At 59.2% G+C, this 26153-nt stretch carries 18 protein-coding genes and 1 tRNA gene; 12 read left to right on the forward strand and 7 right to left on the reverse strand.

From position 1 onward, the window contains the following. Nucleotides 1-229: 229 nt before the first annotated feature. Both fmt and DW732_RS02655 read left to right on the forward strand, forming a co-directional pair. Nucleotides 230-1150, forward strand: coding sequence for a methionyl-tRNA formyltransferase (gene fmt, locus DW732_RS02650; RefSeq protein WP_118098558.1), 921 nt, complete (start codon nucleotides 230-232; stop codon nucleotides 1148-1150). Further along, the gene (locus DW732_RS02655; protein WP_233539333.1) at nucleotides 1147-2553 is read left to right on the forward strand and encodes an RsmB/NOP family class I SAM-dependent RNA methyltransferase; all 1407 of its coding nucleotides are present in this window, start codon (nucleotides 1147-1149) and stop codon (nucleotides 2551-2553) included. Before fmt ends, DW732_RS02655 begins: the two co-directional genes overlap by 4 nt. Before the next feature lie 141 nt (nucleotides 2554-2694). Here DW732_RS02655 and DW732_RS02660 read toward each other — a convergent pair whose 3' ends face one another. The 7 genes from DW732_RS02660 to glgB all read right to left on the reverse strand — a co-directional run bounded on the left by DW732_RS02660 (nucleotide 2695) and on the right by glgB (nucleotide 15982). Then, a complete protein-coding gene (locus tag DW732_RS02660; RefSeq protein ID WP_117735090.1) occupies nucleotides 2695-2931 on the reverse strand; it encodes an FmdB family zinc ribbon protein in 237 nt (78 codons plus the stop codon). An 87-nt stretch (nucleotides 2932-3018) separates the two neighbouring features. Further along, nucleotides 3019-6315: a 4-alpha-glucanotransferase gene (locus tag DW732_RS02665; protein WP_118098560.1), complete on the reverse strand. Its 3297-nt coding sequence runs from the start codon at nucleotides 6313-6315 to the stop codon at nucleotides 3019-3021. 217 nt (nucleotides 6316-6532) lie between these two features. Next, nucleotides 6533-8707 (reverse strand): glycogen synthase GlgA, encoded by a 2175-nt coding sequence (gene glgA, locus DW732_RS02670; RefSeq protein WP_199569713.1) that lies wholly within the window; start codon nucleotides 8705-8707, stop codon nucleotides 6533-6535. A 90-nt stretch (nucleotides 8708-8797) separates the two neighbouring features. After that, a complete protein-coding gene (glgD, locus tag DW732_RS02675) occupies nucleotides 8798-9925 on the reverse strand; it encodes a glucose-1-phosphate adenylyltransferase subunit GlgD (RefSeq protein WP_118098562.1) in 1128 nt (375 codons plus the stop codon). Nucleotides 9926-9929: 4 nt separating this feature from the next. After that, nucleotides 9930-11078 (reverse strand): glucose-1-phosphate adenylyltransferase, encoded by a 1149-nt coding sequence (locus tag DW732_RS02680; protein WP_117762940.1) that lies wholly within the window; start codon nucleotides 11076-11078, stop codon nucleotides 9930-9932. A 106-nt stretch (nucleotides 11079-11184) separates the two neighbouring features. Then, on the reverse strand, nucleotides 11185-13611 hold the full coding sequence (locus tag DW732_RS02685) for a glycogen/starch/alpha-glucan phosphorylase (RefSeq protein ID WP_118098564.1): 2427 nt from the start codon (nucleotides 13609-13611) through the stop codon (nucleotides 11185-11187). 94 nt (nucleotides 13612-13705) lie between these two features. Further along, on the reverse strand, nucleotides 13706-15982 hold the full coding sequence (glgB, locus tag DW732_RS02690) for a 1,4-alpha-glucan branching protein GlgB (RefSeq protein ID WP_118098566.1): 2277 nt from the start codon (nucleotides 15980-15982) through the stop codon (nucleotides 13706-13708). A 331-nt stretch (nucleotides 15983-16313) separates the two neighbouring features. Here glgB and DW732_RS02695 point away from each other — a divergent pair, with 331 nt between their 5' ends. The 10 genes from DW732_RS02695 to DW732_RS02740 all read left to right on the forward strand — a co-directional run bounded on the left by DW732_RS02695 (nucleotide 16314) and on the right by DW732_RS02740 (nucleotide 26153). Beyond that, complete coding sequence (locus DW732_RS02695) at nucleotides 16314-17003, forward strand: HAD family phosphatase (protein WP_118098568.1); 690 nt, start codon at nucleotides 16314-16316, stop codon at nucleotides 17001-17003. Nucleotides 17004-17012: 9 nt separating this feature from the next. Continuing rightward, nucleotides 17013-17654: a thiamine diphosphokinase gene (locus tag DW732_RS02700; RefSeq protein WP_118098570.1), complete on the forward strand. Its 642-nt coding sequence runs from the start codon at nucleotides 17013-17015 to the stop codon at nucleotides 17652-17654. A gap of 168 nt (nucleotides 17655-17822) precedes the next feature. After that, nucleotides 17823-17898 (forward strand) — tRNA-Ala (locus DW732_RS02705). Between the two features lie 954 nt (nucleotides 17899-18852). Continuing rightward, nucleotides 18853-19389: a KOW motif-containing protein gene (locus tag DW732_RS02710; RefSeq protein ID WP_233539334.1), complete on the forward strand. Its 537-nt coding sequence runs from the start codon at nucleotides 18853-18855 to the stop codon at nucleotides 19387-19389. Nucleotides 19390-19686: 297 nt separating this feature from the next. Beyond that, a complete protein-coding gene (locus DW732_RS02715) occupies nucleotides 19687-21351 on the forward strand; it encodes a nucleoside-diphosphate sugar epimerase/dehydratase (protein ID WP_233539335.1) in 1665 nt (554 codons plus the stop codon). A 15-nt stretch (nucleotides 21352-21366) separates the two neighbouring features. Continuing rightward, on the forward strand, nucleotides 21367-22620 hold the full coding sequence (locus DW732_RS02720; RefSeq protein WP_118098576.1) for a DegT/DnrJ/EryC1/StrS aminotransferase family protein: 1254 nt from the start codon (nucleotides 21367-21369) through the stop codon (nucleotides 22618-22620). Then, nucleotides 22613-23266, forward strand: a complete 654-nt coding sequence (locus DW732_RS02725) for a sugar transferase (RefSeq protein ID WP_118098578.1) — start codon at nucleotides 22613-22615, stop codon at nucleotides 23264-23266. The genes DW732_RS02720 and DW732_RS02725 overlap by 8 nt, the downstream gene beginning before the upstream one ends. Further along, nucleotides 23256-23900, forward strand: a complete 645-nt coding sequence (locus DW732_RS02730) for an acetyltransferase (protein ID WP_118098580.1) — start codon at nucleotides 23256-23258, stop codon at nucleotides 23898-23900. The genes DW732_RS02725 and DW732_RS02730 overlap by 11 nt, the downstream gene beginning before the upstream one ends. Then, nucleotides 23897-25102, forward strand: a complete 1206-nt coding sequence (locus tag DW732_RS02735) for a glycosyltransferase family 4 protein (RefSeq protein WP_118098582.1) — start codon at nucleotides 23897-23899, stop codon at nucleotides 25100-25102. The genes DW732_RS02730 and DW732_RS02735 overlap by 4 nt, the downstream gene beginning before the upstream one ends. Further along, nucleotides 25095-26153 carry a polysaccharide biosynthesis protein gene (locus DW732_RS02740; protein WP_118098584.1) on the forward strand — a complete coding sequence of 353 codons (1059 nt, stop codon included), beginning with the start codon at nucleotides 25095-25097 and terminating at the stop codon, nucleotides 26151-26153. Before DW732_RS02735 ends, DW732_RS02740 begins: the two co-directional genes overlap by 8 nt.

Here is a 26153-nt window from a genome sequence, read left to right on the forward strand (position 1 = left end):
CGCCCCGGGGACTACGTTGACGCTGCTTGACTCGCCCGGGTGCCGTCGGGCCAGGGAAGGGCGTCTTCGCTGATAGGTGCTTTGTTGGGAGGGCTGCTTTTATGCGGCTCTTTCTTTGTTTTTGGGTATATTTGTCTTTGTTGAACTGTTCTTGCGGCTGGGTGCGCTTGCGACCTGGAACGCTTTTTTGTAGCCGTCTCGGCTCGTTATTGAGAGGAGACTAACTTTTATGCGTATTGTGTTTATGGGTACGCCTGATTTTGCTGTGCCTTCGCTGACTTCGCTTGTTGAGGCTGGCAATGATATTGCGCTCGTAATTACTCGTCCTGATGCTGTTCGCGGACGTGGTAAGAAGCTGGAGCCGTCTCCTGTTAAGGCTAAGTCGCTTGAGCTGGGGTTGCCGGTTATTGAAGCTAATCGTATGACGCCGGAGGTTATTGAGGCGCTCCGGGCTGCCCAGGCTGACATTTTCTGTGTGGCTGCCTATGGCTGCATTTTGCCCGATGAGGTGCTGCATATGGCGCCGCTCGGTATTGTGAATGTTCATGCGTCCCTGCTGCCTCGTTGGCGTGGGGCTGCTCCTATTCAGCGTGCGATTCTCGCTGGTGATGAGATGGCTGGCGTTTCTATCATGCGCATTGGGCATGGCGTGGATACCGGCGCTTATTGCGCCCAGGCCTCTACGCCAGTCGCCGGTAAGCATGCCGAGGCTTTGACCATGGAGCTTGGTGAGCTTGGCGGCAAGTTGCTTGCCGATACGCTTCCCTCGCTTGCCGATGGTTCGGCTGTTTGGACTGAGCAGGATGAGGCGCTCGTCACTCATGCTGCCAAGATTTCTAAGCAGGAAATGCGTCTGGATCCGCACATGGCGGCGCTTGATTGCGTGCGCCATGTGCTGGCTTCGTCCGATACCGCGCCTGCTCGTTGCGTGATTGCCGGTAAGACCGTGCGCGTGCTCGATGCTGCGCCGGCTGATGTGTCGCTTGGAGAGGGCGCCGTTGACGTTAAGAACAAGCGTGTTTACCTTGGTCTTTCCGATGGCACGGTTGAGTTGCTCGAAGTTAAGCCCGATGGCAAGCGTGCTATGGCCGCTTCTGCTTGGGCTGCTGGCCTGCAGGGTGCTGATCTTATCTGGGGTGTTTTGTCGTGAGCAAGCTGTCTCCTGCGCGCAAGCTTTCACTCGATGTGCTAATGGAAGCTGACCGCCGCGGCATGTATGCGCGTGACGTGCTGTCCTCTCGCGCATCGGCCAAGGCTATTGACCAGCGCGATTCCGCTTTTGCTGCCCGCTTGGCGCTGGGCGTTGCCGCCACGCAGGGCATTTTGGATGAGCTGCTCGACCAGTTTCTCGATAAGCCCAAAAAGGTTGCACCGCGTGTTCGCATGGCGCTTCGTATCTCGGTCTTCGAGATGCTCTATCTGCATACGCCTGGCCGCGTTGCCGTAAGTCAGGGTGTTGAGCTGGTTCGCTGCGGTGCTAAGTCCGCCGCTGGCTTGGCCAATGCCGTGCTGCACAAGGTTGCGGACAATGTTGAGGACTTTGCTACTGCGTCCGATGTGGATGAGTCTGAGCGGCGCTTGGTCCGTCTGTCGCGCTTGATGGGTCTGCCGCGTTGGCTGTGCGTTCGCATTATGGCGTCGTTTGACACGCCAGAGGGTGCGCTTAACTTTGCCGGCAATCTGGCCCCCGCGCCGCTGGCCCTGCACGAGAATGCGTTTGCGACTAAGCCCGATCCGTATATCTCGCAGCTCGTTGCGCCTGTCTTCCCGGGCTGCCATGCTCCGGTCGATGCGCAGGTCACGGTTGCGTCGGGCGTGTTTGAGCGCGCTGCGGCCGTGGCCTCGGATCTCAATGCCCAGCTTATCGCGACCGCGGCGACCCGTCCTGGGCGTTGCCTTGAGATTGGCGCCGGCCGTGGCACCAAGACCTATGTGATGATGTGCCAGGCCAAGCGTGCGGGCTATGAGCGTCAGCATACGGCGCTCGATCTGCATGATCGCAAGTGCGATCTGAATCTCGCTCGCCTGCATAAGGCCGGTATTCAGGGCGTTCGTACGGTTTCGGGCGATGCTTGCGAGCTTGATGAGGTGCTCACATCGTTTGATGCCATGCTTGGCGAGCCGGTAAAGTTCGACACGGTCTTTATCGATGCACCGTGCTCGGGCACCGGCACCATGCGCCGTCATCCCGAGATCCCATGGCGCCTAACTGAGAATGACGTTACGACCGAGTTGCCCAAGCTGCAGCTGGCAATGCTCAAGGAAGCAGCAGTGCGCGTGGCTGCCGGCGGTGAACTCATCTATGCGACATGCTCGGTCTTCGACGAGGAGAACACGCAGGTCGTGGACGCGTTCCTTGCTTCTCCCGAGGGTGCCGGCTTTGCCATGGCACCGCTTTCCGGGGCACAGATTCTGCAACTGCCCGACTTCGAGCAGGCCAAGAAGCTCGTTTCTGTACGCCAAAACGACCGAGGCCTCTTCCAAAGCGTGCCGGTAAACGCCGACTCCTACGACGGCCACTTCTGCGCCCGCCTGGTCCGCCAAAGTAGCTAATTTGGGACGGGGCTATTTTAGCTACCCAAACCGCATTGGCGCAAAGGCGTTGACATTACGAAAAAGGGCGGCCTGCGACTGGTGTAGTCGCAGGCCGCCCTCGTTTGTGTTTATGTTGGCGTGTGGTTGGTTGCTCGGCTGTTAGTGGTTGTGCGGGCAATTGGCGCAGCAGCCGCTGGTGGCGCTGGTGCTTGAGCCGCCGCTTCGCTGGTCGGTGTTGTAGAAACCGCTGCCCTCAAATTTAATGCCGTTGGCCGAGAACGTCTTGGCCGCCGGAGCGCCGCAGCTCGGGCAAACGACCTCGGGAGTCTCGGACATGGGATGCTCAACCTCAAACACGTTGCCGCAGCTCGAGCACTTGTAATCGTAGCGCGCCATAATACTTCCTTTTCAGCACAAAGCGGGCAGATTACTCTGCCCGCAAAAATTCAAACGTCTGTACTGTACCCTATATCGGGCGTTTTATTACGCCTCGCCCCAGAATCTATGGGTGTTGCGCAGGAGCTGCGCAGTTTTGCCCTCGGCGGCCGCAACGTCGGCCTCGTCAGCCTGCCAGGTCCAGTTGCCCGTGGCCACGCCCGGAACGTTCATGCGCGCATCGTCGCCCAGCCCCAGGACATCCTGCAGCGGCATCATCACGAGGGGAGCATCACTTGCCAGCGCGTCGCCCATCAGCTTGGCCGCCACCTCAACACCGTTCGGTCCATCGCCGCCCGCAAAGGAACGCGTGCACCACCCGGCCAACGTCGACGTATCGTGCGTCGAGGTGTACAGGATCTTGCCAGGCGTGGGGTGCACGCCGCAACGGACGTCGTAGTCGCTAAACTCCAGCACATCCATGCCGGGGAAGCCGCAGGTCAAAGCCATGGCGCGAACGCCAGGCGTCAGATAGCCCAAGTCCTCAGCGATAAAGTTGAGCGGACCCAGCTCGTCGTAGGCGGTCTGGAACAGGTCTTTGCCCGGTCCCGCCAGCCAGCGACCGTCGGCGCAGGCCTTGCCCGCAGGAATACTAAAGTAGCTGTGGAATCCCAGGAAGTGATCCAGACGCACGCGGTCGTAGAGCGAGAACGCGCGACGCAGGCGATCCATCCACCAGTTATAGCCGTTCTGCTTCATGTGGTCCCATTGGAACGTCGGGTTGCCCCACACCTGGCCCTCGGGCGCAAAGTTGTCGGGCGGCGCACCGGAAATCTCAATCGCCTTGCCGGTATCGGACAGCCAGAAGTTCTCGGGCTCGCTCCACGCATCGGCCGAATCGTCCGAGACATACATAGGAATGTCGCCGATGACCTCGATACCCTTCTTGTGCGCATAGTTCATAAGCTCGCACCAGGCCAGGTCAAAGCGGTACTGCATGTACGCCTGCAGCTCGGCCTCGTCGTGGAAACGCTTGTCGTCAATCAGATGCTCGTTGTAGCGCGCGACATCTGCCGGCCAATCGTGGCGCGACTCGCCCTCAAAGTACTTCTTAACGGCCATGTAAACGCAGTACTTCTCGAGCCAGTTGGCGTTGCGATGTTTAAACGCCGTGTACAGCGGGTCGGCATCCTCACCGCCGCGAGCCTTCCAGGTAACAAAGTCGGCGGCCAGCTCCTCGTGGCTTTCGGGCAGCAGATCGATATTGCCCGCAAAGGCCGAGGGACCGGCGTAAGGGGATCGGAAGAAATCCGTCGGGTTGACGGGCAGGACCTGCCAGTAGCGCATGCCCATGGCGGCCAGATGGTCGATAAAGCGACGCGTGGGAGCGCCGATCGTACCGGGCTTGCCATCGTCGCTGGGCACCGAGGTGATATGGCACACGACACCCGCGCCGTGATCAAGCGGCTCTTGTAGACGTTGCTCGGCGTGGTGATAGATGATCGACGACCCCAGCGGATACAGATCGAGTGTGACGGTATCGTTGTGGATTTCGCACTCGTGGCCGCTGATCACGTCGCTTGCGCATTCGCCGAGCGCCGGAATCGTCACACGGTGTGAATTGCGCAGGCTGCGGTTGATGATAACCGTTGCGGCCTCACCGTCTTTACCGGTGCGCGTGTAGGCTAGTATCTCGTCGTTGAGCGCGAAGGCCTTGATCTCGCCGTCAACCATAAACGGCAGGGCGCGGCGCACGGCCGAGGCGTTTTTAAGGATGGCGAGTGTATCGAAGTCGTGCAGGTCTTCCTTTAAAGGCAGCGTGCGGCGATTGCCCGGATCGGTCAGGCCCTCAAGGCCGTACTCGTCGCCATAGTAAATCGAAGGCACGCCGGGGAACGTCATCTGCATGAGCGTTGCAAGCCAAAAACGGCTCTTGGCCAGGTCCATCGAGTTTTCGTCCAGGCGCCACTTGCTGCGCTCGCACTCGGGTAGCTGCGACTCGTCGGGGCCACCGCCGAGCACCGAGATGATGCGTGGGCGGTCGTGGCTCGACAGCAGGTTGAGCGCGCAGGACAGGGCTTCGCGCGGATAATTCTCGCGCAGGGTCTCGATATCCTCGGCTGCCTGGAAAGCATTCTTGTAGCCCATCAAAAAGCCGATGACCATGTCGCGGAAGGGATAATCCATGGCAGAGTCCAGCTCGGAGCCCTGCAGGTAGCGGCGCAGATGTCCGTAGCTAATCTTGTTGGAGGCGTCTTCCCAGACTTCGCCGAGCAACAGCGCGTCGGGCTTCTCGGCGAGCACGGCCTTTTTGATCTCGGCCAGGAAGTCATCGGAAAGCTCGTCGGCCACGTCGAGACGCCAGCCATGGGAGCCGGCACGTAGCCATTTACGGATTACGCCGTCCTTGCCCAGGAGCCGCTCGCGTACCAGTTCGGAGCTCTCATTGATGGCGGGCATATTGCCCACGCCCCACCAGCAGTCGTACGAGCCGTCCTCATGGAAATAAAACGCATCGCGCCACGGCGAATCCTCGCTCTGCCACGCGCCCACGCCGGGGTAGTTGCCGTAGCGGTTGAAGTAGATCGAATCGTCGCCCGTGTGGTTGAACACACCGTCGAGAATGATGGAAATGCCCAGCTTCTCGGCCGCCTCGCACAGCTCAGTAAAGTCCTGTTCGGTGCCCAGAATTGGATCGATCTTGGTGTAATCGGCGGTGTCGTAGCGGTGGTTACTCGCGGCTTCAAAAATGGGGTTGAGGTAGATGGCTGTAAATCCCAGCTCGGCGATGCGAGGCAGGTCTTCTTGTATGCCCTTGAGCGATCCGCCGTAAAAGTCCCAGGTCTTGATGGAGCCGTCCTCGGCGCGCTCGTATACGGGCGGCTCGTTCCAGTCCTCGACCATGCGGCGCTGAATGCCGCGACGCGGCTTTCCGACCTCGGCCAGCGTGCGCTCGCGCCAGTGCTCGTCGCGGGCATAGCGATCGGGGAAGATCTGGTAGACCATACCGCGCTCGTACCACTTGGGTCGAACTTCGCGGTGCTTGTAGACGGTGATCTGGAACGACGGCACTTCGGCGTAGTCGTAGGTTACGCCCTCGCCGCCGGTGCGTCCCTGCGGTGCGCCCAAGCGGACCTCGGGTTGGCCCTCGATATTGCATATAAAGCTGTACCAGATAAGACAGGGCTCGGTGCACTCTAGCTCGGCGGTGAAGATGCCGTCGCCCTCGTGCGTCATGGGATACAGAGTTTCCCCGATCTCGTCGACCCAGGTACGCAGGGTAAGCGTTGCCTGGTTGGGGTCGGCATCCTCCAAAATTACCGACAGCGAAACGGAAGTTCCAGTGGTCACAGCGCCAAACGGAGTGCGAAACTGCGGCAGACGGCTGTTGTGTATCAATCTCATAGTACGGTCCAGTTCAATAGAATCACGGCCTGCGGGCCATGGGCTTTACGCACAGGATGTAAGTATATCTGTTGTACACAGGGTGTATAAACAACATCCGTTTATCATCGGCGAACGGTTGTCCTAGAAAATCGTTTTACCACTTTCTACAGAAAAGGGGCGCCCGGTTGGAGCGCCCCTTGCTTAGGGTTTGATGAGGTTTTGGATCGTCTGTGGGCTAGCGGCGCTTTCGGGCAGCCGTGGCCTTGCGGACGGACGTCTTCTTGGACGGGGCCTTTTCCTCTGCCGGAGCGGCGGGGGAGACCGGGGTCTCCTTGGCAGGCTCGGGCTTAGCCTCTGCCTTCGGGGCAGCCTTGGTCTTAGCCTTGACCTCGGCCGCCTTCGGTGCCGGCTCGGGCTTTACCTCGGGCTTGGGCTCCTCTTTGACGGTAGCGGGCTTAGCCTCTGTCTTGGTAGCTGCGGCCTTAGTCGTGGTCTTTTTGGTCGTCGTCGTGCTGCGCTTGCGCGTGGTGGTCTTTGCGGCCGGCTTCGTCTCGATAGCTGTCTCGGCCTTGGGCTCGACGGGGGTTTCCTCGACCTTGACAGCGGGCTTTGCGGCACTCTTCGGGGTAGCCTTGGCCGTAGCGGCCTTCTTGGCTGCGGCGGTCGTGCGCTTGCGCGTGGTCGTTGTCTTGGCAGCTGTCGTTTTAGACGCAGCAGCCTTGGTCGTCGTAGCCTTCTTGGCGGTCGTCTTGCGGGTCGTGGTCTTCTTAGCTGCGGGCTTTGCAGCGGGCTTGACCTCGGCCTCTGCCTCAGAAGCAACCTCAGCCTTCACCTCAGGCTCGGCCTTTGCGGGCTCAGCCTCAACCGGCTTCTCCTCGGCCTTGGGCTCCTCAACAGCCACGGGCTTCTCAGCCGCAGCCTCCACAACAGCCGCCGGCCTCTCAATCTCCGGATGCATAAAGAAGTACAGGTCCAGATACTTGTCGGCCGAGCGCGTCCAGCTAAAGTCCTGGCTCATGGCCTGCGTGACCAGCTGGTTCCAAGCGTCGCGGTTATCCCAGAACAGGCGCGCCGCGCGGAACACCGCGTCGCCCATCTCATCTCCGTTAAAGTTTCTAAACGAGAAGCCCGTGCCCTCGCCGGTAAACTCGTTGTACGGCCGCACGGTGTCCTTCAGGCCACCGGTCTCGCGCACGATAGGCAGGGTGCCGTAGCGCATGGCGATGATCTGCGACAGACCGCAGGGCTCAAACTTCGAAGGCATCAGGAACATGTCGGCGGCGGCGTACATGCGCTGCGACAGCGCCGGGTCAAACTCGATACGCGCGGCCATGGTGCCGGGGTACTTGTGCTGGAAGTAGCGCAGGCCGTCCTCGTAGTCGCGGTCGCCAGTGCCCAGCACGGCCACCTGAACGCCGCCGGCCAGAATGCGGTCGAGCGCGTACATGACTAGGTCCAAGCCCTTTTGGCGCGTCAGGCGCGTGACCATCACCATGAGCGGGCGGTCGTCGCGCACCTCAAGCCCCAGCTCTTCCTGCAGCTTGGCCTTGCACACGGCCTTGCCGGTGCGGTCCTCCACGGTGTAGTTGGCGGCAATGCGCTTGTCGGTCGCCGGGTCAAAGCCCGCGACGTCGATGCCATTCAAAATGCCCTGCAGCGCATAGGAGCGCTCGCGCAGCACACCGTCCAGGCCCTCGCCAAACTCGGGCGTCTGGATCTCGGCCGCATAGGTGGGGCTCACCGTGGTGATGGCGTCGGCATAGCGCAGCGCGCCCAGCATGTAGTTGACGCTGCAGGCGTCGCAACGCAGCTGCGAGGCGGCGGCGGGAATATGCGCCACACCCAGGATGTCCTCCATCACGGTGTCGCTAAACTGGCCCTGGAACGCCACGTTGTGGATCGAGAACACGGTCTTGACGCGGTCGTACAGCGGCAAGCCCTGGTAGAACTCGCGCAAAAACACGGGCGCCAGTGCCGTCTGCCAGTCGTTGCAGTGCAGGATGTCGCACTCAAAGCCGGCCGGCAGGTGCTGCAGACTCTCGGTGATGGCCTTGGAGAAGAACGCAAAACGCTCGCCGTCGTCAAAGAAGCCGTACGGATAGTCGCGCGCAAAGTAGCGTTCGTTGTCGATGAACATATAGGTGACGCCGTCGTGCTCGAGCTTCTCGAGACCGCAGTACTCATTGCGCCAGCCCAGGCTTACGTAAAAGTCGGAGAAGTGCTCCATCTGCGCCTTGTACTCGTCCTTGATGGTGGCGTACTTGGGCACCATCACGATAACCTCGGCGCCGGCGCGCACGAGCGCCGCAGGCAGCGAGCCCGCCACGTCACCCAGACCACCGGTCTTAACAAACGGTGCGCACTCGGCCGAGGCAAACACGATCTGCATCTTTTTGCTGGAATCTGCCATATTGTCTCCTATGTTGCAATTCGAGAATAGCCGCCTGGCGCTAACCGGGCGGCTATTCTACATGTTACGAGCGATGTTGCGGTGCCAACGTTAACGTACGATGGTGGTGTCGGAAGTTAACGGAGCCTTGCCCAGCACCAGGATGTTCTCGGGCGTGCCGCGAAGCTCGGTGTTGGTGGGAACCACGTTGTTCTTGTCCAGAATGGCATTCTCGACGCGGGCGCCGCTCTTGATGATGCAGCTCTGGTTGATGATCGAGTTGGTGACCGACGCACCTTCCTCAACCATAACGCCGCGCGACAGGATCGAATTGCGCACGGTGCCCTTGATGATGCAGCCGGCCGAGATGATCGAGTTGCACGCGTGACTGCCGGTCGCATAACGCGAAGGCGGCACGTCGTGAGCCTTGGTCAGGATCGGGCGCTCGGGATCGAAGAGCTGATCGGCCACGGTCTGGTCGAGCAGGTCCATGCTGCGGCGATACAGCGACTTCTCGCTAAACACGCCCACGACCTCGCCCTTGTACTCGTAGCTGCACACGTCGATGTTGCCAAAGTCGCCCTGGATTGCCTCGAGCAGGTCCAGATAGTCGGCGGCCTGGTAGTGGTCGATAATCTCGAGCAGCGTCTCGCGGTTGACGATGCAGCAGTCCATAGACGCGTTGTCGCCGTACACGACGCCGGCGCTCACGCCCGTCAGGCGGCCGTTTTCGTTAATCTCGAGCTTGGTCTCGTCATCAACGTTGCGCGTGGCCTTGCAGTACACAACGGTCATCTGGGCACCGGAGTTCTCGTGCGCCTCGATGATGGTGTTGAGGTCCATGTTAAAGATGATGTTGGTGCCCATCATCACAATATAGGGCTTGTCCGAGCGCTGGAACAGCGTCTTGTTGGAGATGATGTCGCGCAGCAGGAAGCGCATGCCGCCCTTGGTGGTGCCATACGCGTTGCCGGGCACCATGAACAGGCCGCCTTTCTTGCGGTCCAAGCCCCAGTCCTTGCCCGAGCCCACGTGGTCGATCAGCGAGCGGTAGTTGCCCGGCATGACGACGCCGACGGTCTTAATGCCGGCATTCATCATGTTGGACAGCGGAAAGTCGATCAGGCGGTAGCGGCCCAAAAACGGAACGGACGCGATGGGGCGGTCCTTGAGCAGCACGCTGCCGTAGGTCGAAGAGTAGTTAGCGGTGATATAGCCGATGGCCTTGCGATTGATCATCGGATCATTCCCCCTTCCCGATAACGACGTCATTTCCAACGACGGCCGTATCCTTGGTGGTATCGACAGAGCCGAGCTTCACGCCCTCTTCGACCGTGGAGTTCTCGCCCAAAATAGCGCGGCAGATGTGCGCGCCGCTCTTAACGTGCGCACCCGGCAGCAACACGGAGTCCTCGACCACAGCGCGCTCCTCGATGATGACATCGGTCGAAAGGATCGAGTGGCGGGCGGTGCCGTAGATCTTGCAGCCGTTGGAGACCAGGCAGTCGTCCAGGCGGCCGTCCGGGCCAATGTAGTGCGGCGGACGCGTGGTGATGTTGGACATGATGGGGAAGTTCTTGTCAAACAGATCGAACTCGGGGTTGTTACCCAGCAGGTCCATCGAGGTCTCGTGGAAGCTGGCGATGGTGCCGACGTCCTTCCAAAAACCGTGGAACTCGTAGCTGTACAGGCGCTTGTTCTCGCCGAGCAGCTTGGGGATGATGTCCTTGCCAAAGTCGTGGCTCGAGCGCTGATCCAGAGCGTCCTCCTCGAGCGCCTCGATCAGCACGTCGGCCGAGAAGATGTAGATGCCCATGGACGCGAGGTTCGAATCGGGCTTCTCGGGCTTCTCGGTAAACTTGGTGATGCGGCCGTCCTCGGGGTCGGTGGTCAGGATGCCAAAGCGGCTGGCCTCCTCCCACGGTACGGGCATAACGCTCACCGTGAGGTCGGCGTTGTTCTCAATGTGCGTCTTGAGCATCTTGCGGTAGTCCATGCGATACAGGTGATCGCCCGAAAGAATCAGGACGTACTTGGGGTCGTTGGTCTTGATGTAGTCGAGGTTCTGCGTAATGGCGTCGGCCGTGCCCGCATACCAGGCGCCGCCGGTCTGCGTCTCGTACGGCGGCAGGATCGACACGCCACCGTCGCGGCTGTCCAGATCCCACGCCTCGCCAGAGCCCACATAGGCATGCAGTAGGTAGGGGCGATACTGCGTCAGAACGCCCACCGTGTCGATGCCCGAGTTGGAGCAGTTGGACAGAGAGAAGTCGATAATGCGAAACTTACCACCAAAGCTAACCGCCGGCTTGGCGATCTTTTGGGTAAGTGCCCCCAATCGGCTGCCCTGTCCTCCTGCGAGGAGCATCGCGATGCATTCTTTCTTACTCATCGATCTCTCCTTCTGTCATCGATGTTCCTAAACCCATTAGCGACGGGCGCGGCGCTCGGTCGCGCCCGTCGAGTAATGCCGTGCGGCAAAGGGGACTCGCGCGCCTTTACGCGTGCCAGATCTCGTCGCGGTACTCGCGAATGGTGCGGTCGCTCGAGAACCAGCCGCTCGAGGCGGTGTTGAGCAGAGCCTTGCGGTTCCAGGTCTCCTGGTCACCGTAGCTGTCAGTGAGCTTTTCCCACGCATCCACGTAGCTGCGGAAGTCGGCCATGACCAGGTCGGGATCGTTGTTGTTCATGAGCTCGTTGTAGATGCTCTCGAAGTTGCCCGAAAGACCCGCAAAGGTGTTGTCCTTGAGCTCGTCCATCACGCGGCCCAGACGCTCGCGATCGTTGTTGAGCGTATCCCAAGCAAAGTAGCTGTTCGATGCCCACAGCTGCTCGACCTCGGGGGCGGTCAGGCCAAAGATGGCCTCGTTCTCGCGGCCGGCCAGGTCGGCGATCTCGATGTTGGCGCCGTCGAGGGTGCCCAGCGTAATGGCGCCGTTCATCATGAGCTTCATGTTGGACGTGCCCGAGGCCTCCTTGCCGGCCGTGGAAATCTGCTCCGAGATCTCGGCGGCGGGGTAGATGAGCTGGGCGTTGCTCACACGGAAGTTGGGGATAAAGCAGACCTTCATGACCTCGTTGACGCGTGCATCATTGTTGATGACGTCGGCCACGGAGTTAATGAGGCGGATGGTCTCCTTGGCAAAGGTGTAGCTCGAGGCTGCCTTGCCGCTAAAGATGAAGGTCGTCGGCGTCACGTGGAAGTTGGGATCGGCGATGCGACGGTTGTAGATGTCCATCACCTTCATGATGTTCATGAGCTGGCGCTTGTAGGCATGGAAGCGCTTTACCTGAACGTCGAAGACGGTGTTGGGGTCAATGACCAGACCGGTCTCGGCCTTAACGTAGGCGGCCAGACGCTCCTTGTTGGCGCGCTTGGAGGCACCCACGGCCTTCAGGAACTCGGTGTCGTTCTGGAACTCTTTTAGTTTCTCCAGCTCAAAGGCGTCCTTGAGCCAGCCATCGCCAATGGCATCGGTCACGAGCTTGGCATAGGTGGGGTTGGCCTCGGCAAAGAAGCGACGGTGCGAGATGCCGTTGGTCTTGTTGTTGAACTTCTCGGGCGTCAGGGCATAGAAGTCCTTGAGCACGATGTTCTTGATGATGTCGGAGTGGATCTTGGCCACGCCGTTGACGCTGTGGCTGCAGATCACAGACAGGTTGGCCATGCGAATCTCGCCGTCCCACAGAATGGCGGTCTGGCGCAGACGCTCCTGCCAGCCCTCCTGCGTGGTGTCGAACGACTCGTGCCAACGACGGCTGATCTCGTCGATGATCTGGTACACGCGGGGGAGGAGCTTGGAGAACGTGCCGATGGGCCACTTCTCCAGAGCCTCGGGCAGGATGGTGTGGTTGGTGTAGCTCACGACCTGCGTCACGATGTTCCAGGCGTCGTCCCACTCGAGCTTCTTCTCGTCGATGAGGATGCGCATGAGCTCGGGGCCGCACATGGCGGGGTGCGTGTCGTTGGTGTGGATGGCCACAAACTGCGGCAGCAGCTCCCAGTTCTCGCCGTGCTCCTTCTCAAAGGTGTCGAGCAGGCTGTAGATGCCGGCCGAGACAAACAGGTACTCCTGCTTCAGGCGCAGCAGACGGCCGTGCTCGCCGGCGTCGTTGGGGTAGAGGATGGCGCTGATGGCCTCGGCCTCGGCGCGCTCGGCGTCGGCCAGGGCGTAGTCGCCGCGGTTGAAGGCCTCCAGATCGAAGTGCTCCTCGACCGGCTCGGCAGCCCAGACGCGCAGCTTGTTGACGGTCTCGCCGGCATAGCCCACAACGGGGATGTCATAGGGGACGGCCAGGATGTCCTGCGTGTCTACCGTGCGGTAGAACGTGCGGCCGTTCTCCTCAAAGCCCTCGACGCGGCCGCCAAACTTAATGGTCACGGCCTTGTCCTGACGACGGACTTCCCAAGGATAGCCGTGGGTGAGCCACTCGTCGGTGGCCTCGACCTGGCTGCCGTTGACGATCTCCTGCTTAAACAGGCCGTAGCGGTAGCGCATGCCGTTGCCGTAGCCGGCAATGCCCTCGGCTGCCATGGAATCCAGGAAGCACGCGGCCAGACGACCCAGGCCACCGTTGCCCAGGGCCGGATCGGGCTCCTGGTTCTCGATGACGGACAGGTCAAAGCCCATGTCGTCGAGCGCCTCGGCGACCATGTCGCGCACGCCAAAGTTGAGCAGGTAGTTGTCGAGCAGGCGGCCGATCAAAAACTCGATCGAGAAGTAGTACACGCGCTTTTTGCCCTCGGCGGTGACGCGGGCGTCACTCTTGGTGGCAACGGTGCGCGCCTTCTCGGCCACGAGCTTGGCCAGGGCGTTAAAGCGGTCGAGGTCGCTGGCGGCCTCGACGCTCTTGCCGCTAATGCTCATGACGGCATCGCGATAGAGCTCGGTAAACTCCTGCTTGTTGTCGAAGATCTTATTCATACGTTCCTTTCCCCCGGGGATGTTTCTCCCGGAACGGTTATGACTTGTATCCTACGCCTCGTCGGGGCGGGTAATTACAGCTGTAACGGTTTTGTTACGCATCCTTGGCAGACGGCTTAACAGAAGCAGACTTGGCCTTGGTAGCGGCCTTTTTGGCAGCCGGTTTCTTGGCTGCGGCCTTAGCAGCGGGCTTTGCGGCAGCCTTGGCCTTGGCCTTGGTCGTCGTAGCCTTGGCCTTAGCCGGAGCCTTCTTAGCAGCCGCAGGCTTGGGCTTCACCGAAGACATGCGCTTTTTGGGCGCAGCCTTGGGCTCCTCGACCACGGGCGGCTTGTAGCTGCTGGGACCGCGGCGCTTAAGCACTACACCTGCCAGACCGGGTACCTTAATCTCGATGGAGTCCATCTGCCCGTTCCAGGGATAGGGCTCGCTCGAGCAGGTGTAGGGCTCCTTGCCGGCATAGCCGCTGCCGCCAAACTCAGGACGGTCAGAATCGAAGATGACCTCCCAGTCACCCTCGCGCGGCACGCCCACGCGGAAGCTCTCGTAGCTCGCCGGGTCAAAGTTGATCAAGATCACCAGATCGTCGTCGACGTCCTCGCCCTGACGCACAAAGCTCACGATGGACTGCTTGGAGTTGTCCGCATCGATCCAGGTAAAGCCGTCGTCGGTGTAGCCGCGCTCGTACAGGGCGGGCTCGGCGGTGTACAGGTGGTTGAGTGCCTTGATAAACGCCTGATGATGACGGTGGGTCTCGTACTCCTCGGTCAGGAACCACTGGATGGACTCGTAGTAGCGCCACTCAATAAACTGGCCGATCTCGTTGCCCATAAAGTTGAGCTTGGCACCGGGATGCGTCATCTGGTAGAAGGCCAGCGTGCGCAGGCCGGCAAATTGGCGCCACCAGTCGCCCGGCATGCGGCCGATCAGCGAGCACTTGCCGTGTACGACCTCGTCGTGGCTCAGCGGGCAAATAAAGTTCTCGGTAAAGGCGTACATGATGGAGAACGTGAGCAGCCCGTGGTTGCCGGGGCGCCACGGAAAATCGGTCTGCATGTAGTGCAGGGTATCGTTCATCCAGCCCATGTCCCACTTGTAGTGGAAGCCCAGACCGCCGTCCTGCGGCGGGTAGGTCACGAGCGGCCACGCGGTGGACTCCTCGGCCATCATCATCACGTCGGGGTGGTGCGCCTCCACGGCGCAGTTGACCTGGCGGATAAATGCGCTGGCGTCCAGGTCCTCCTCGGTACCGTACTTGTTGAACTTCTTTTGCCCCGGATCGTCGATGCCAAAGTTGAGGTACAGCATGCTGGACACGCCGTCCATGCGAATGCCGTCCACGTGGAAGTTCTCGAGCCAGTACAGCACGTTGGAGACCAAGAAGGAGCGGACCTCGCCACGAGCGAAGTCGAACTTGTGCGTGCCCCAGTTGGGGTGAATCTCGTGCTCAAACAGCATATGGCCGTTAAAGGTGGCAAGGCCGTGGGCGTCGGCGCAAAAACCGCCGGGCACCCAGTCCATGATCACGCCAATGCCCGCCTCGTGGCATGCATCGATAAGGTGCATGAGTTGCTGCGGGTTGCCATAACGCGACGTGGCGGCATAGTAGCCGGTCGTCTGGTAGCCCCAGGAGCCATCGAAGGGATGCTCCATGAGCGGCATGACCTCGATATGCGTGTAGCCCATGTCGCGCACGTAGTCCACGAGCTCCACCGACAGGTCGTCGTAGGTATAGAACTCGCCGCGCTGCGCGGGGAAGGGATCCATGGGGCCAGGATAGTTGCCGTACTCGTCCGGATCGCCCTGCGGCGCATCGCCGTGGCGCTTCCACGAGCCAATATGCACCTCGTAGATGTTCAGCGGCTGCGACATGTGGTTGTGGCCGGCGCGGCGCTTGAGCCATGCGGCGTCGTTCCACTTATAGCCGTCGAGGGTCCACAGCACGCTCGCTGTTCCCGGAGGGCACTCGGCCTTAAAGGCATACGGATCGGCCTTGTAGAGCTTCTCGCCCTCGTTGGTCTCGATGAGATACTTATAGAGCTGGCCCTGCTCGGCACCAGGAATAAAGCCTTCCCAAATAGCGCTCGTATGCACGGGCACCAGCGGGTTGGCTTCCTCATTCCAGTCGTTAAATTCGCCAATGACATGGACGCTCTTTACGTCGGGCGCCCAAACGCAAAAGCGCCAACCGCGCGTACGGTTCTGCGTGTCGGGGTGCGCGCCCATCTTTTCCCAGCTGCGCTCCCACATGCCAATGCCAAACAGGTAGACATCGTCCTTAGAGAGCTCCGGTGCGTGCGGGGCGGCTTTACGGGTAGCAGGCTTTTTGGTTGCTGGCTTTAGCTTTGTATCGCTCACGTTTGATCCCATCATGACGCGGCAGCGTGTTGCCTTGGTGACTAGATGCGAAAGGTCCAAGGCTGCACGAATCGAGGGGACGGCGATAGTTCTATGATTCGTTCCACCTCGCGTGCTCGGTGGAACTTTCGGCACGAAATACGATAACACCTGTTCGTTACTTTTATGGAGAAAAGTGGATTTGCGGCGGCGTTTAATCGGCGAGCGCCATGTTTATACCACTGGCAGAATTGCGATGGTAAAACTCTTGACAGTTTTACCAAATAGGGTTTCTAGACTAGTAGATTAACGTTTGGTAAAACGTTTTTAGCAGGTTGTTTACCATTTGACATCGAAAGGTATGTTTATGTCCCAGACCGCCGCTCACAATGTCGCTTTTATTTTCGATTGCGACGGCACACTGGTTAATAGCACCCCCGTTTGGGCCTATGCCCAGCCCGAGTTATTGCACCGCCACGGTATTGACGTGACGGTCGACGATTTTGCCCAGTTTGAGCATTTGTCGCTCGAGGACGAGTGCCAGGCCTACCACGACACGTGGGGCATTGGCGCGAATGGCGAGGAGCTGTATCGCGAGCTGAGCGACATTTTGATTGATGGGTACTCCAAGGTGCCGCCGCGCGAGGGCCTGCTTGCGTTTTTGAAGCAGGCGGAGGAGGCCGGTATTGCCATGTGCGTTGCTACGTCCACGCCGGCCGAACTGGTGAAGTCTGCCCTTTCGGGTGCTGGCCTTAATCGCTATATGGAGTTTATTACCACGACGGGCGAGGCGGGACGCTCCAAGCAGTTCCCCGACGTGTACGAGCTGGCGCTGCGTCGTTTGGAGGAGCGCCATGGGCACAAGTTTGATCGCACCTGGGTGTTTGAGGACGCGGTTTTTGGCCTTAAGAGCTCTGGGGTCGCCGGCTTTAAGCGTGTGGGTATTTATGACCCGCACGGCCGTATGGAGCACGACGACGTGCGCGCCAACTGCGATATCTTTATCGACAGCTATGAAGACCTGGATCTGGCCCGTGTGCTTTCGTTTGAGGGATAGGCGAGGGCTGTGGCTTGCAAGGTATTAGTGGTCTGCGGCTCGCCCGTGGTGGCGAGCGCGGATCTGTTGCGTAAGTTAGCAGGGGAGTGTGACCATGTTGTCGCCGTGGACCGCGGGCTCGACGCACTGCTGGGCGCCGGTCTGGGCTGCGACGTTTATGTGGGGGATGCCGACACGGTGAGCGATGCGGGTCGTGCGTTAGTCGATGCCGCCACCGACTTTGAAGTTGAACGCCACGACCCCTACAAGGACTACACCGATCTGGCACTGGCGCTCGATACCGTCCACCGTCGTTGGCCAGGTGCCGAAGTGGTAGCAACCTGCGCCACCGGCGGCCGCCCGGACATGGCCCTGTCTGTGTTAGGGCTTCTGGCAGGCTATGCGGACGCCCCCGTCTGGATCGAAGAAGACGAAGTGACGGCCAGAATCCTGCACCAGGAGGAGACCTGGACCATCGAGGGCGCCGAGGGTAAAACCTTCTCCATCATCGCCATCGCTCCCAACACAGAGATAAGCGAACACGGCCTAGAATGGGAGTTAGACCACAGCCCCCTGGGCTTGTTAGCCGACACGGGCATCTCTAATGTCGTAAGGAAAACGGCCAAGATCCAAGTCCACCAAGGGATGGCGATCGCCTACCTCTACAAGTAAGGCATCGCGGCGTGAGGGTTTTATCGGGACGGGGGTAAATTAGCTATTTTCGCCAAAGCTAAAATAGCTAATTTACCCCCGTCCCAGGAAAACCCGTAAGTAAGACAATCAACTCAAAAAAAGTCCTTGCATCAAAGAAAGTCTTCCCCTATAGTATCTCCTCGTCACGGGGGCGTAGCTCAGCTGGGAGAGCGCTTGACTGGCAGTCAAGAGGTCAGGGGTTCGATCCCCCTCGTCTCCACCATCGTGAATGTAAGGCCACTCAATAGAGTGGCCTTTTTTATTTGCATACGATTTTTAACGGCCTGAACTGCATTTTTGCAAAATTTGCAAATTGCTTTCCTGTTCAAGTTTGCCGTCTGCAGCAGTTGTCGCAAAATTTGCGACAACTGCGCCCCAAAAGTTATCCAACAAATCGCCTCTAAAGGCGTTGACTCTGTAGCCAGACGTGCCTAGTGTGTGATGAGCATCTTCGCAATGCAACGCCCATACCCACACGCCCGCAAGATGTTGTGCAATTTATTTCCCAGTTCTGTACATTATTCGTAAGCACCACGTAATTCCTTTTGCGTATTAAAGCCTAGGTTTGCCTGCATTTACTCGGGCGCCCGTTGCGGCACCCCAATAACCTGCGCCAACGTGAACAACATCCCAAAACAACCCCCTTAAGCACGCCAAATGAACGATATGTTGTCCAACGCAACCCAAATCAGTTTCGCTATCAGCTTGTGCTAGGATACCTAACGTTACATGAGTTCAACTGTGCTCACGGCTTCAGCAAGCCACAAAGCGCAGGGTCGATCAGCATCCGGCCGTAACGGCGGTGCCAGAAACACCACGAGCTCCAATAAAGATGTCATGCGACGTTATTTGCATTGAGTTAATTCTAGGATGCATTTAATAGCTTGCGTGTCAATGCGTAGCAGTCCTTCAGCTGTTTGCGTGCGGTTCAGTTTTGTACCCGCTTGACTGGGCCGCACGCAGCCAGCTGGAGTCGCGGTCTTTTTGCGATACACGTCCGCGACTCTAGCAACTGCGCTTTTACATACCGTTCACGGTGGGGCAGAGCCACGTGCTTGTCTAACTGGGCTCAGGGTTTGAATATGGAGCGCCTTCGCGCACACGCGCCCTGGCGAAGCCATACCCAAACCACGTGAGCCACACGTAAGACAGCAAGGGGGTGGTGCTCGTGTGGTATGTGATTCAGGTCATTAACGGTCGCGAAGATGTAATGCGCGAGCGCATAGAGCATGTGGTGCCGGCTGGTGCCATGCAGGAGCTCTTTTATCCCCAATATCAAACTGAGATCAAGGTACACGGCGAATGGGTCAACACAACCAAGCCACTCTTTCCCGGTTATCTTATCTGCGATACGTCAGATCCCCGAACCGTGCAACAGTATTTGCTACGCATGGACGACTTTGCCCGGGTGCTTGCCCAGGATGGTCAGTTTGTGCCGCTGGCAAAAGAAGAGGTCCAGCTTATTGGCGGCTTTACGCATAGGGGAGACCGCGTAGTGCCCATGAGCGAGGCCCTAAAGGACGGCGACCAGGTCGTAGTGACGGCAGGTCCGCTGCTAGGCCACGAAGGCCTTATCAAAACCATTAACAGACGCAAGAGCACTGCTTATTTGGAGCTCAACTTGTGCGGCCGATGCGTGACCACCCGCGTTGGCCTCGCGGTGCTTTCAAGCGAGCAGCGCGTAATGCGAAGCCTTAAAAAGGCGATCGCCTAGCTGCAGGCGACTGTTTAACGGAACAGGGAGGATCCCCGAGGGCCGGGGATAACGGGATCAACAGGGAAGAGAAGAAGAGCTTTGAACACAGAATCTAAGAGCGCAAAGCAAAAGGGGAAGCTGAGCGCCTTTGAACCGTATGCGTTGATGGCATATGACGTTGCTGCAACTTTTATTGCTGTGTTTGTTGCATCGTGGGGAACGCAGCATTGGGCGACGCTCAGCGGAGCAGCCGGCGCATGCCCGGCTATTCTTGTGCTTGCGCTTGTTAACGTTGTCGTCTTTTGGTTCTTTCATATGTATAGCAGCTTGTGGCGCTATGCGAGCATTTCCGAGGCTGGACGTATTGTTGCTGCTGTAACGGTAGGCTCAGTCATTGGCGACGTTATCTTTAACGTGTTATTTGGCAAGGGCATGACCCTTCGAGAGGACGTTATGGCATGGGCTGTCATCCTCATTATTTGCGGTGGCGGCCGCTTTGCCATTCGCGCCATTTATGGCAGCCAGCTCTGGCGCTTTAAAAGCAATTCCGATGCGCATCTCCCGCGTACGCTCATCGTAGGAGCAGGTGAGACCGGCTCTCTTTCCATCAAACGTATGCTCAACGGAGACCCTGATATGATCGGAGATCCGGTTGCCGTTGTTGACGATGACCCCAACAAGCAAAACCAGCGTATTCATGACGTTAAGGTTTGCGGTACTTGCGCCGATATCCCTTCTATTGCGCACGATAGTGAAGCAGAACAGATTGTCGTGGCAATTCCGAGTGCCACGCATGAAGAGCGTCAGCGTATCTATGACCTGTGCATGAAAACAGGTCATAGGGTCCTCACGCTCCCCAATGTCCGCGATATTCCGCAGGATGGTGTAGGCAGGGTTGCCCTTCGTGAGGTCGAAATCAGTGACTTGCTTTCTCGTGAGGAAAAATCGCTTGACCTTAACCAGATGGGCTACGTTACCGGTAAGCGCATTTTGGTCACGGGCGGCGGCGGATCTATTGGCTCAGAGCTTGTACGTCAGCTGCTTCCGGCAAAGCCTGCGCAAATCGTGTTGTTTGACATTTACGAGAACACTACCTATGAGCTGTATCACGACATCATAAAGACCGCTCATGATCAAGGCACTGATATTCAAGTCTATATCGGCTCCATTACGCATCTCCCCGCGATTACCAAAGTCTTTGAGAAGTACCATCCACAAGTTGTTTTCCACGCTGCAGCCCACAAGCACGTTCCTCTTATGGAACACAACGCCCGCGAGGCAATCGAGAATAACGTTTTTGGCACGCTCAATGTCGTGCGCCTTGCTGATGAGTACCAGTGCAGCCACTACGTGCAGATTTCTACCGATAAGGCCGTTAATCCCACGAACGTAATGGGTGCCACCAAGCGTATGGACGAGATGATCGTTCAGTATTACGCGGCAAAAAGTATGACCGTCTTTACGGCTGTTCGCTTTGGTAATGTTCTGGGTAGTCACGGATCGGTCATCCCGCTGTTTAAGCGCCAGCTTCGCGAGGGTGGCCCTATCACCATTACGCACAAGGACATCACGCGTTACTTCATGACCATCCCAGAGGCCAGCAAGCTTGTCATTACTGCCGGCGCTTTGGCGCATGGCGGCGAGATTTTTGTACTGGACATGGGTGAGCCGGTCAAGATCTACGACCTTGCCATCAACCTAATTACGCTGAGCGGTCTTAAGCCTGGCAAAGATATCCAGATCAAAGAAGTCGGCCTGCGTCCTGGCGAAAAGATGTACGAGGAGCTCCTTATGGACAACGAGCAGCTCCTGCCTACCGAGCATTCCGAGATTCGCATTTCCACGGCAGAGGCCGACAAGATGGAAGAAATCAAAGACAAGCTCGAGAAGCTTCACGACTGCCTCGACAAGGATAACGACACGGTCAAGTCCGTTCTCGCCGAGGTTGTACCTACGTATCATCCACAGCTCAACGATTAGGGATAAGGAGTCACGATGGATATCAAGCCCTTTGAGAATAAGGTTTGGCTAAGCTCGCCGACCATGCACGGCGATGAGCTCAAATACATTACCGAGGCATATGAGACCAACTGGATGTCGACGGTAGGGGAGAATATCAACGAAGTCGAGCGCCAAATGGCTAAAAAGATTGGTTGCGGCTATGCCGTTGCCCTTTCTTGTGGTACTTCTGCCTTGCATCTTGCCATGAAGCTTGCTGGAATTAAGCCCGGTGATGAGGTCCTTTGCAGCGATATGACGTTCGACGCAACGGTGAACCCAGTTGTTTACGAGGGCGGTGTCCCTGTATTTATCGATACCGAGCGAGACACTTGGAATATGGATCCCGTCGCTCTTGAAAAGGCGTTCGAACTGCATCCGACTGCAAAGGTCGTTGTGGCGGCGCATCTATACGGAACGCCTGGCAAAGTCGAAGAGCTTCGTTCAATTTGCGATGCGCACGGGGCTGTCCTTGTTGAGGATGCTGCTGAGTCACTTGGCGCCACGTATAAGGGTCGTCAGACCGGCACGTTTGGTGACATCGGCGCCATTAGCTTTAACGGCAATAAGATCATTACTGGTTCCGCTGGTGGCATGCTCTTGACGGAAAGCAAAGAGGCAGCTGATAAAACGCGCAAATGGTCGACCCAGTCGCGCGAGGCTGCTCCCTGGTACCAGCATGAGGAGCTTGGTTATAACTATCGCATGAGCAATGTAATTGCCGGTGTCGTGCGTGGTCAGATTCCGTATCTGGAGGAGCATATTGCCCAAAAGAAGGCTATTTACATGCGTTACAAAGAGGGCTTCAAGGGTCTGCCGGTGAGCATGAACCCCTATGACCCCAACGTTTGCGAGCCTAACTTCTGGCTTTCTTGCATGCTGATTGATACTAGCGCAATGTGCAAGCAGGTTCGAGGCGAGAGTGAGGCACTTTACGCAAGCGAGCCTGGCAAGAGCTGTCCCACCGAGATTCTTGAGGCTATTGCCGCCATTAACGCCGAGGGTCGTCCCATTTGGAAGCCTATGCACATGCAGCCTATTTATCGCATGAATGCTTTCGTAACGCGCGAGGGCAATGGTCGAGCTAAGACCAATGCGTATATTTCCGGCGGCGCAACAGGTGCAGATGGCTTGCCTTTGGATGTAGGCGCCGATATCTTCCATCGTGGTCTCTGCCTGCCCTCCGACAACAAGATGACTCCCGAGCAGCAGGACGTAATCATCGGAGTGATTAGGCGTTGTTTTGAGTAGGCTTGGTAACGAGACGTTCTATCAGCGATATGGCAAACGAGTCATTGACCTGTGCCTGTCTCTTGTCCTGCTCATTCTCTTCTGGTGGGTACTGGCGATCGTGGCAATTCTTGTGCGCGTAAAATTGGGCAGCCCTGTGCTGTTCCGCCAGCCGCGTCCCGGCCGCGACGAGAAAGTGTTCAACCTATATAAGTTTCGCACGATGACCGACGAGCGCGACGCCGACGGAAACCTGTTGCCTGACGAGCAGCGCCTGACCAAGTTCGGCAGCGTCCTGCGCTCCACGAGCTTGGACGAGCTGCCCGAGGTGTTTAACATCGTGAGGGGTGACATGTCGATTATCGGGCCGAGGCCGTTACTGGTGAAGTACCTCCCGCGCTACAGTGCCGAGCAGCGCCGCCGGCACGAGGCGCGTCCCGGGCTCACTGGACTCGCCCAGGTCAACGGCCGCAACTCTATATCGTGGGACGAGAAGTTCCTCTATGACGTCGAGTACGTGGACAACGTGTCCCTCGGCCTCGACGCCTCCATTTTCTTAAGGACCATCCTGGCGACGCTCCGCCGCTCCGGCATTAGCGCTGAGGGCGAGGCGACCATGCCCGAGTTCATGGGCGATGAGAGCAAGGAGACCCGGGATGCCTGCTAAAGATTCGCGCGCGGGGCTCCTCATGGTCGGCGCGAGCGGGCACGGCCTCGTATGTGCTGAGATCGCCGAGCTCATGGGATATTCGGGCATCAGGTTCGCCGACGACGACCCATGCGTCGGACCCGGCTTCCCGCACGAGATCGTCGGGTCCGTTTCCAACGCGCTCACGCAGCGCCCGTGCCGCTTCTTCGTGTCGATCGGCAATCCCGCCATCCGCCGCTCGCTGACGGAGCGCTTTATCGCCGCCGGCTTCACCCCCGTCACGCTCGTGCACCCCTCTGCAGTCATTTCCGCCAGCGCCGCCATCGGCGAGGGCTCCGTGATCATGCCCTGCGCGGCCGTCAACGCCGGCGCTTCCCTGGGCAGGGGTTCCATCGTGAACACCTGCGCCTCCGTCGACCACCAGTGCTCCGTCGGGGACTGGTGCCACGTAGCCGTCGGCGCCCACCTCGCCGGCACGGTCGCGCTCGGCGACGGCACCTGGGTAGGGGCCGGGGCCACTGTCTCGAACAACGTCTCCGTCTGCGCGGACGTGATGGTCGGGGCCGGCGCGGTCGTCGTCAAGGATATAACCGAGCCCGGCACGTATGTCGGCGTTCCCGCAAGGCATATGAGAAGGGAGTCGTCCCAATGAGGATCCTCTTCGCCTGCATGGTCTCCATGGAGACCATGGACAGGCCCGGAATCTACAGCGACCTCCTGAGGGAGCTCGCCTCACGCGGCCACGACGTCTGTGCAATGGTGCCCAGGGAGAGACGCTCCGGCCTGCCAACTGAGTTCTCCGATTCCTGCGGCGTCCGGCTCCTGAAGGTCGCCGTCGGCAACGTCACCAAGAGCGGCCTCCTCGAGAAGGGGGTGGCGACGCTCTCCATCGGCGGCAGGTACTGGTCCGCATTCCGGCGCTACTTCGACGACGAGCGGTTTGACCTCGTCGTCTACACGACGCCCCCGACGACGCTCTGCGGCTTCATCGGCAAGGTCAAGAAGCACACTGGGGCAAAGGCATACCTTCTGCTCAAGGATATATTCCCCCAAAACTCCCTCGACCTGGGCATGCTGAGGGAGTCTGGCCCCATGGGACTCGTGTTCCGACATTTCAAAGCGACCGAGAAGGAGTCCTACGAGCTCGCGGACTACATCGGGTGCATGTCGGAGGCCAATAGGGCATATCTGCTCGAGCACGAGCCCTGGATCGACGCCGGCTCCGTGGAGGTCAACCCCAACAGCGTCGCTGTCGCGCCCCGTCCCGTCCCGGACGTGCCCGCGCTCCGCGCTAAGCTTGGACTTCCCGCGGGGGAGATGGTCTTCGTCTACGGCGGGAGCCTCGGCAAGCCGCAGGATATCGGTTTTCTCATCGAGTGCCTGAAGGCCAATGAGATAAATCCCGTGGGCTACTTCGCCATAGCGGGCGCCGGCACGGATCGCCCCAGGCTTGAGGAGTACTTCTCAGAGTCCCGTCCCGCCCACGCGAGGCTCTACCCGATGCTGCCCGTCGAGGAGTTCGATGACCTCGTCTCGTCGGCGGACGTCTGCCTGCTCTTCCTCGACCACCGGTTCACCATCCCCAACTTCCCCTCGCGCCTGCTGAGCTACCTCAAGGCGTCCAAGCCCGTCGTCGCCGCCGTGGACCCCTCCACTGACGTCGGGACCATAGCGGAGGAGAACGGTTTCGGCTTCCGGTGCGGTAGCACAGATCCCGATGAGTTCCTGCGCACCTGCGCGCGCTTCGCGCCCGGGACCGCCGCGACCATGGGCGCGAAGGGGCGGGCGTATCTAGAAGAGAACTACGACGTAAAGAGGTCATGCGACTTGATTGAGAGGCACTTCAATGGATAATCCGACGGTTTTCAAAGACAAGACCTTGATGATCACCGGCGGCACTGGAAGCTTCGGCAACACCGTGCTGAAGCACTTCATGCACACCGACCTGGCCGAGATCCGCATCTTTAGTCGGGACGAGAAGAAGCAGGACGACATGCGCCACCGCCTACAGGAGAGGTCTCCGGAGCTCGCCAACAAGGTGCGCTTCTTCATCGGTGACGTCCGCGATGCCCAGAGCGTGCGCGACGCCATGCACGGCGTGGACTACATCTTCCACGCCGCCGCCCTCAAGCAGGTGCCCTCCTGCGAGTTCTTCCCCATGGAGGCCGTGCGCACCAACGTCATCGGCACGGACAACGTGCTCCACGCCGCGATCGAGGAGGGCGTCGACCGCGTCGTGTGCCTGTCCACTGACAAGGCCGCATATCCCATCAACGCCATGGGCAAGTCCAAGGCCATGATGGAGTCCATCATCTACGCCAACGCCCGCAACGGCGCCGGCCGAACCACCATCTGCTGCACCCGCTACGGCAACGTCATGTGCTCGCGCGGCTCGGTCATCCCGCTGTTCATCGACCGCATCCGAAAAGGCGAGCCGCTGACGGTCACCGACCCCAACATGACCCGCTTCCTCATGAACCTGGACGAGGCCGTCGACCTGGTGCAGTTCGCCTTCGAGCACGCCAACCCCGGCGACCTGTTCATCCAGAAGGCGCCGGCTTCGACCATCGGCGACCTCGCCGAGGCCGTGCAGGAGGTCTTCGGCCGCGTGGGCACCCAGGTGATCGGCACCCGCCACGGCGAGAAGCTCTACGAGACCCTCATGACCCGTGAGGAGCGCCTGAGGTCCGAGGACATGGGCGGCTACTACCGCGTGGCCTGCGACTCGCGCGACCTGAACTACGACAAGTTCGTCGTGGACGGCGAGGTGGAGACCCAGGCAGACGAGTCCTACACCTCCCACAACACCGATAGGCTCGACGTGGAGGGCACCATCGCCAAGATCAAGACCGCCGAGTACGTGCAGCTGGCGCTCGAGGGCCGCGAGCACGAGGCGGTGCAGTAG

This window comes from Collinsella sp. AM28-11LB (assembly GCF_003469895.1).
GTDB lineage: Bacteria > Actinomycetota > Coriobacteriia > Coriobacteriales > Coriobacteriaceae > Collinsella.

Excerpts from the sequence above, each read along its gene's own strand:
- DW732_RS02720 (WP_118098576.1), top strand. The coding sequence starts at position 21,367 with ATGGATATCAAGCCCTTTGAGAATAAGGTTTGGCTAAGCTCGCCGACC.
- DW732_RS02665 (WP_118098560.1), bottom strand. The coding sequence starts at position 6,315 with ATGAGATTGATACACAACAGCCGTCTGCCGCAGTTTCGCACTCCGTTT.
- DW732_RS02685 (WP_118098564.1), bottom strand. The coding sequence starts at position 13,611 with ATGAATAAGATCTTCGACAACAAGCAGGAGTTTACCGAGCTCTATCGC.
- glgB (WP_118098566.1), bottom strand. The coding sequence starts at position 15,982 with ATGATGGGATCAAACGTGAGCGATACAAAGCTAAAGCCAGCAACCAAA.
- DW732_RS02680 (WP_117762940.1), bottom strand. The coding sequence starts at position 11,078 with ATGAGTAAGAAAGAATGCATCGCGATGCTCCTCGCAGGAGGACAGGGC.
- DW732_RS02740 (WP_118098584.1), top strand. The coding sequence starts at position 25,095 with ATGGATAATCCGACGGTTTTCAAAGACAAGACCTTGATGATCACCGGC.
- DW732_RS02695 (WP_118098568.1), top strand. The coding sequence starts at position 16,314 with ATGTCCCAGACCGCCGCTCACAATGTCGCTTTTATTTTCGATTGCGAC.
- DW732_RS02735 (WP_118098582.1), top strand. The coding sequence starts at position 23,897 with ATGAGGATCCTCTTCGCCTGCATGGTCTCCATGGAGACCATGGACAGG.
- DW732_RS02660 (WP_117735090.1), bottom strand. The coding sequence starts at position 2,931 with ATGGCGCGCTACGATTACAAGTGCTCGAGCTGCGGCAACGTGTTTGAG.
- glgA (WP_199569713.1), bottom strand. The coding sequence starts at position 8,707 with ATGGCAGATTCCAGCAAAAAGATGCAGATCGTGTTTGCCTCGGCCGAG.
- glgD (WP_118098562.1), bottom strand. The coding sequence starts at position 9,925 with ATGATCAATCGCAAGGCCATCGGCTATATCACCGCTAACTACTCTTCG.
- DW732_RS02730 (WP_118098580.1), top strand. The coding sequence starts at position 23,256 with ATGCCTGCTAAAGATTCGCGCGCGGGGCTCCTCATGGTCGGCGCGAGC.
- fmt (WP_118098558.1), top strand. The coding sequence starts at position 230 with ATGCGTATTGTGTTTATGGGTACGCCTGATTTTGCTGTGCCTTCGCTG.
- DW732_RS02715 (WP_233539335.1), top strand. The coding sequence starts at position 19,687 with ATGTATAGCAGCTTGTGGCGCTATGCGAGCATTTCCGAGGCTGGACGT.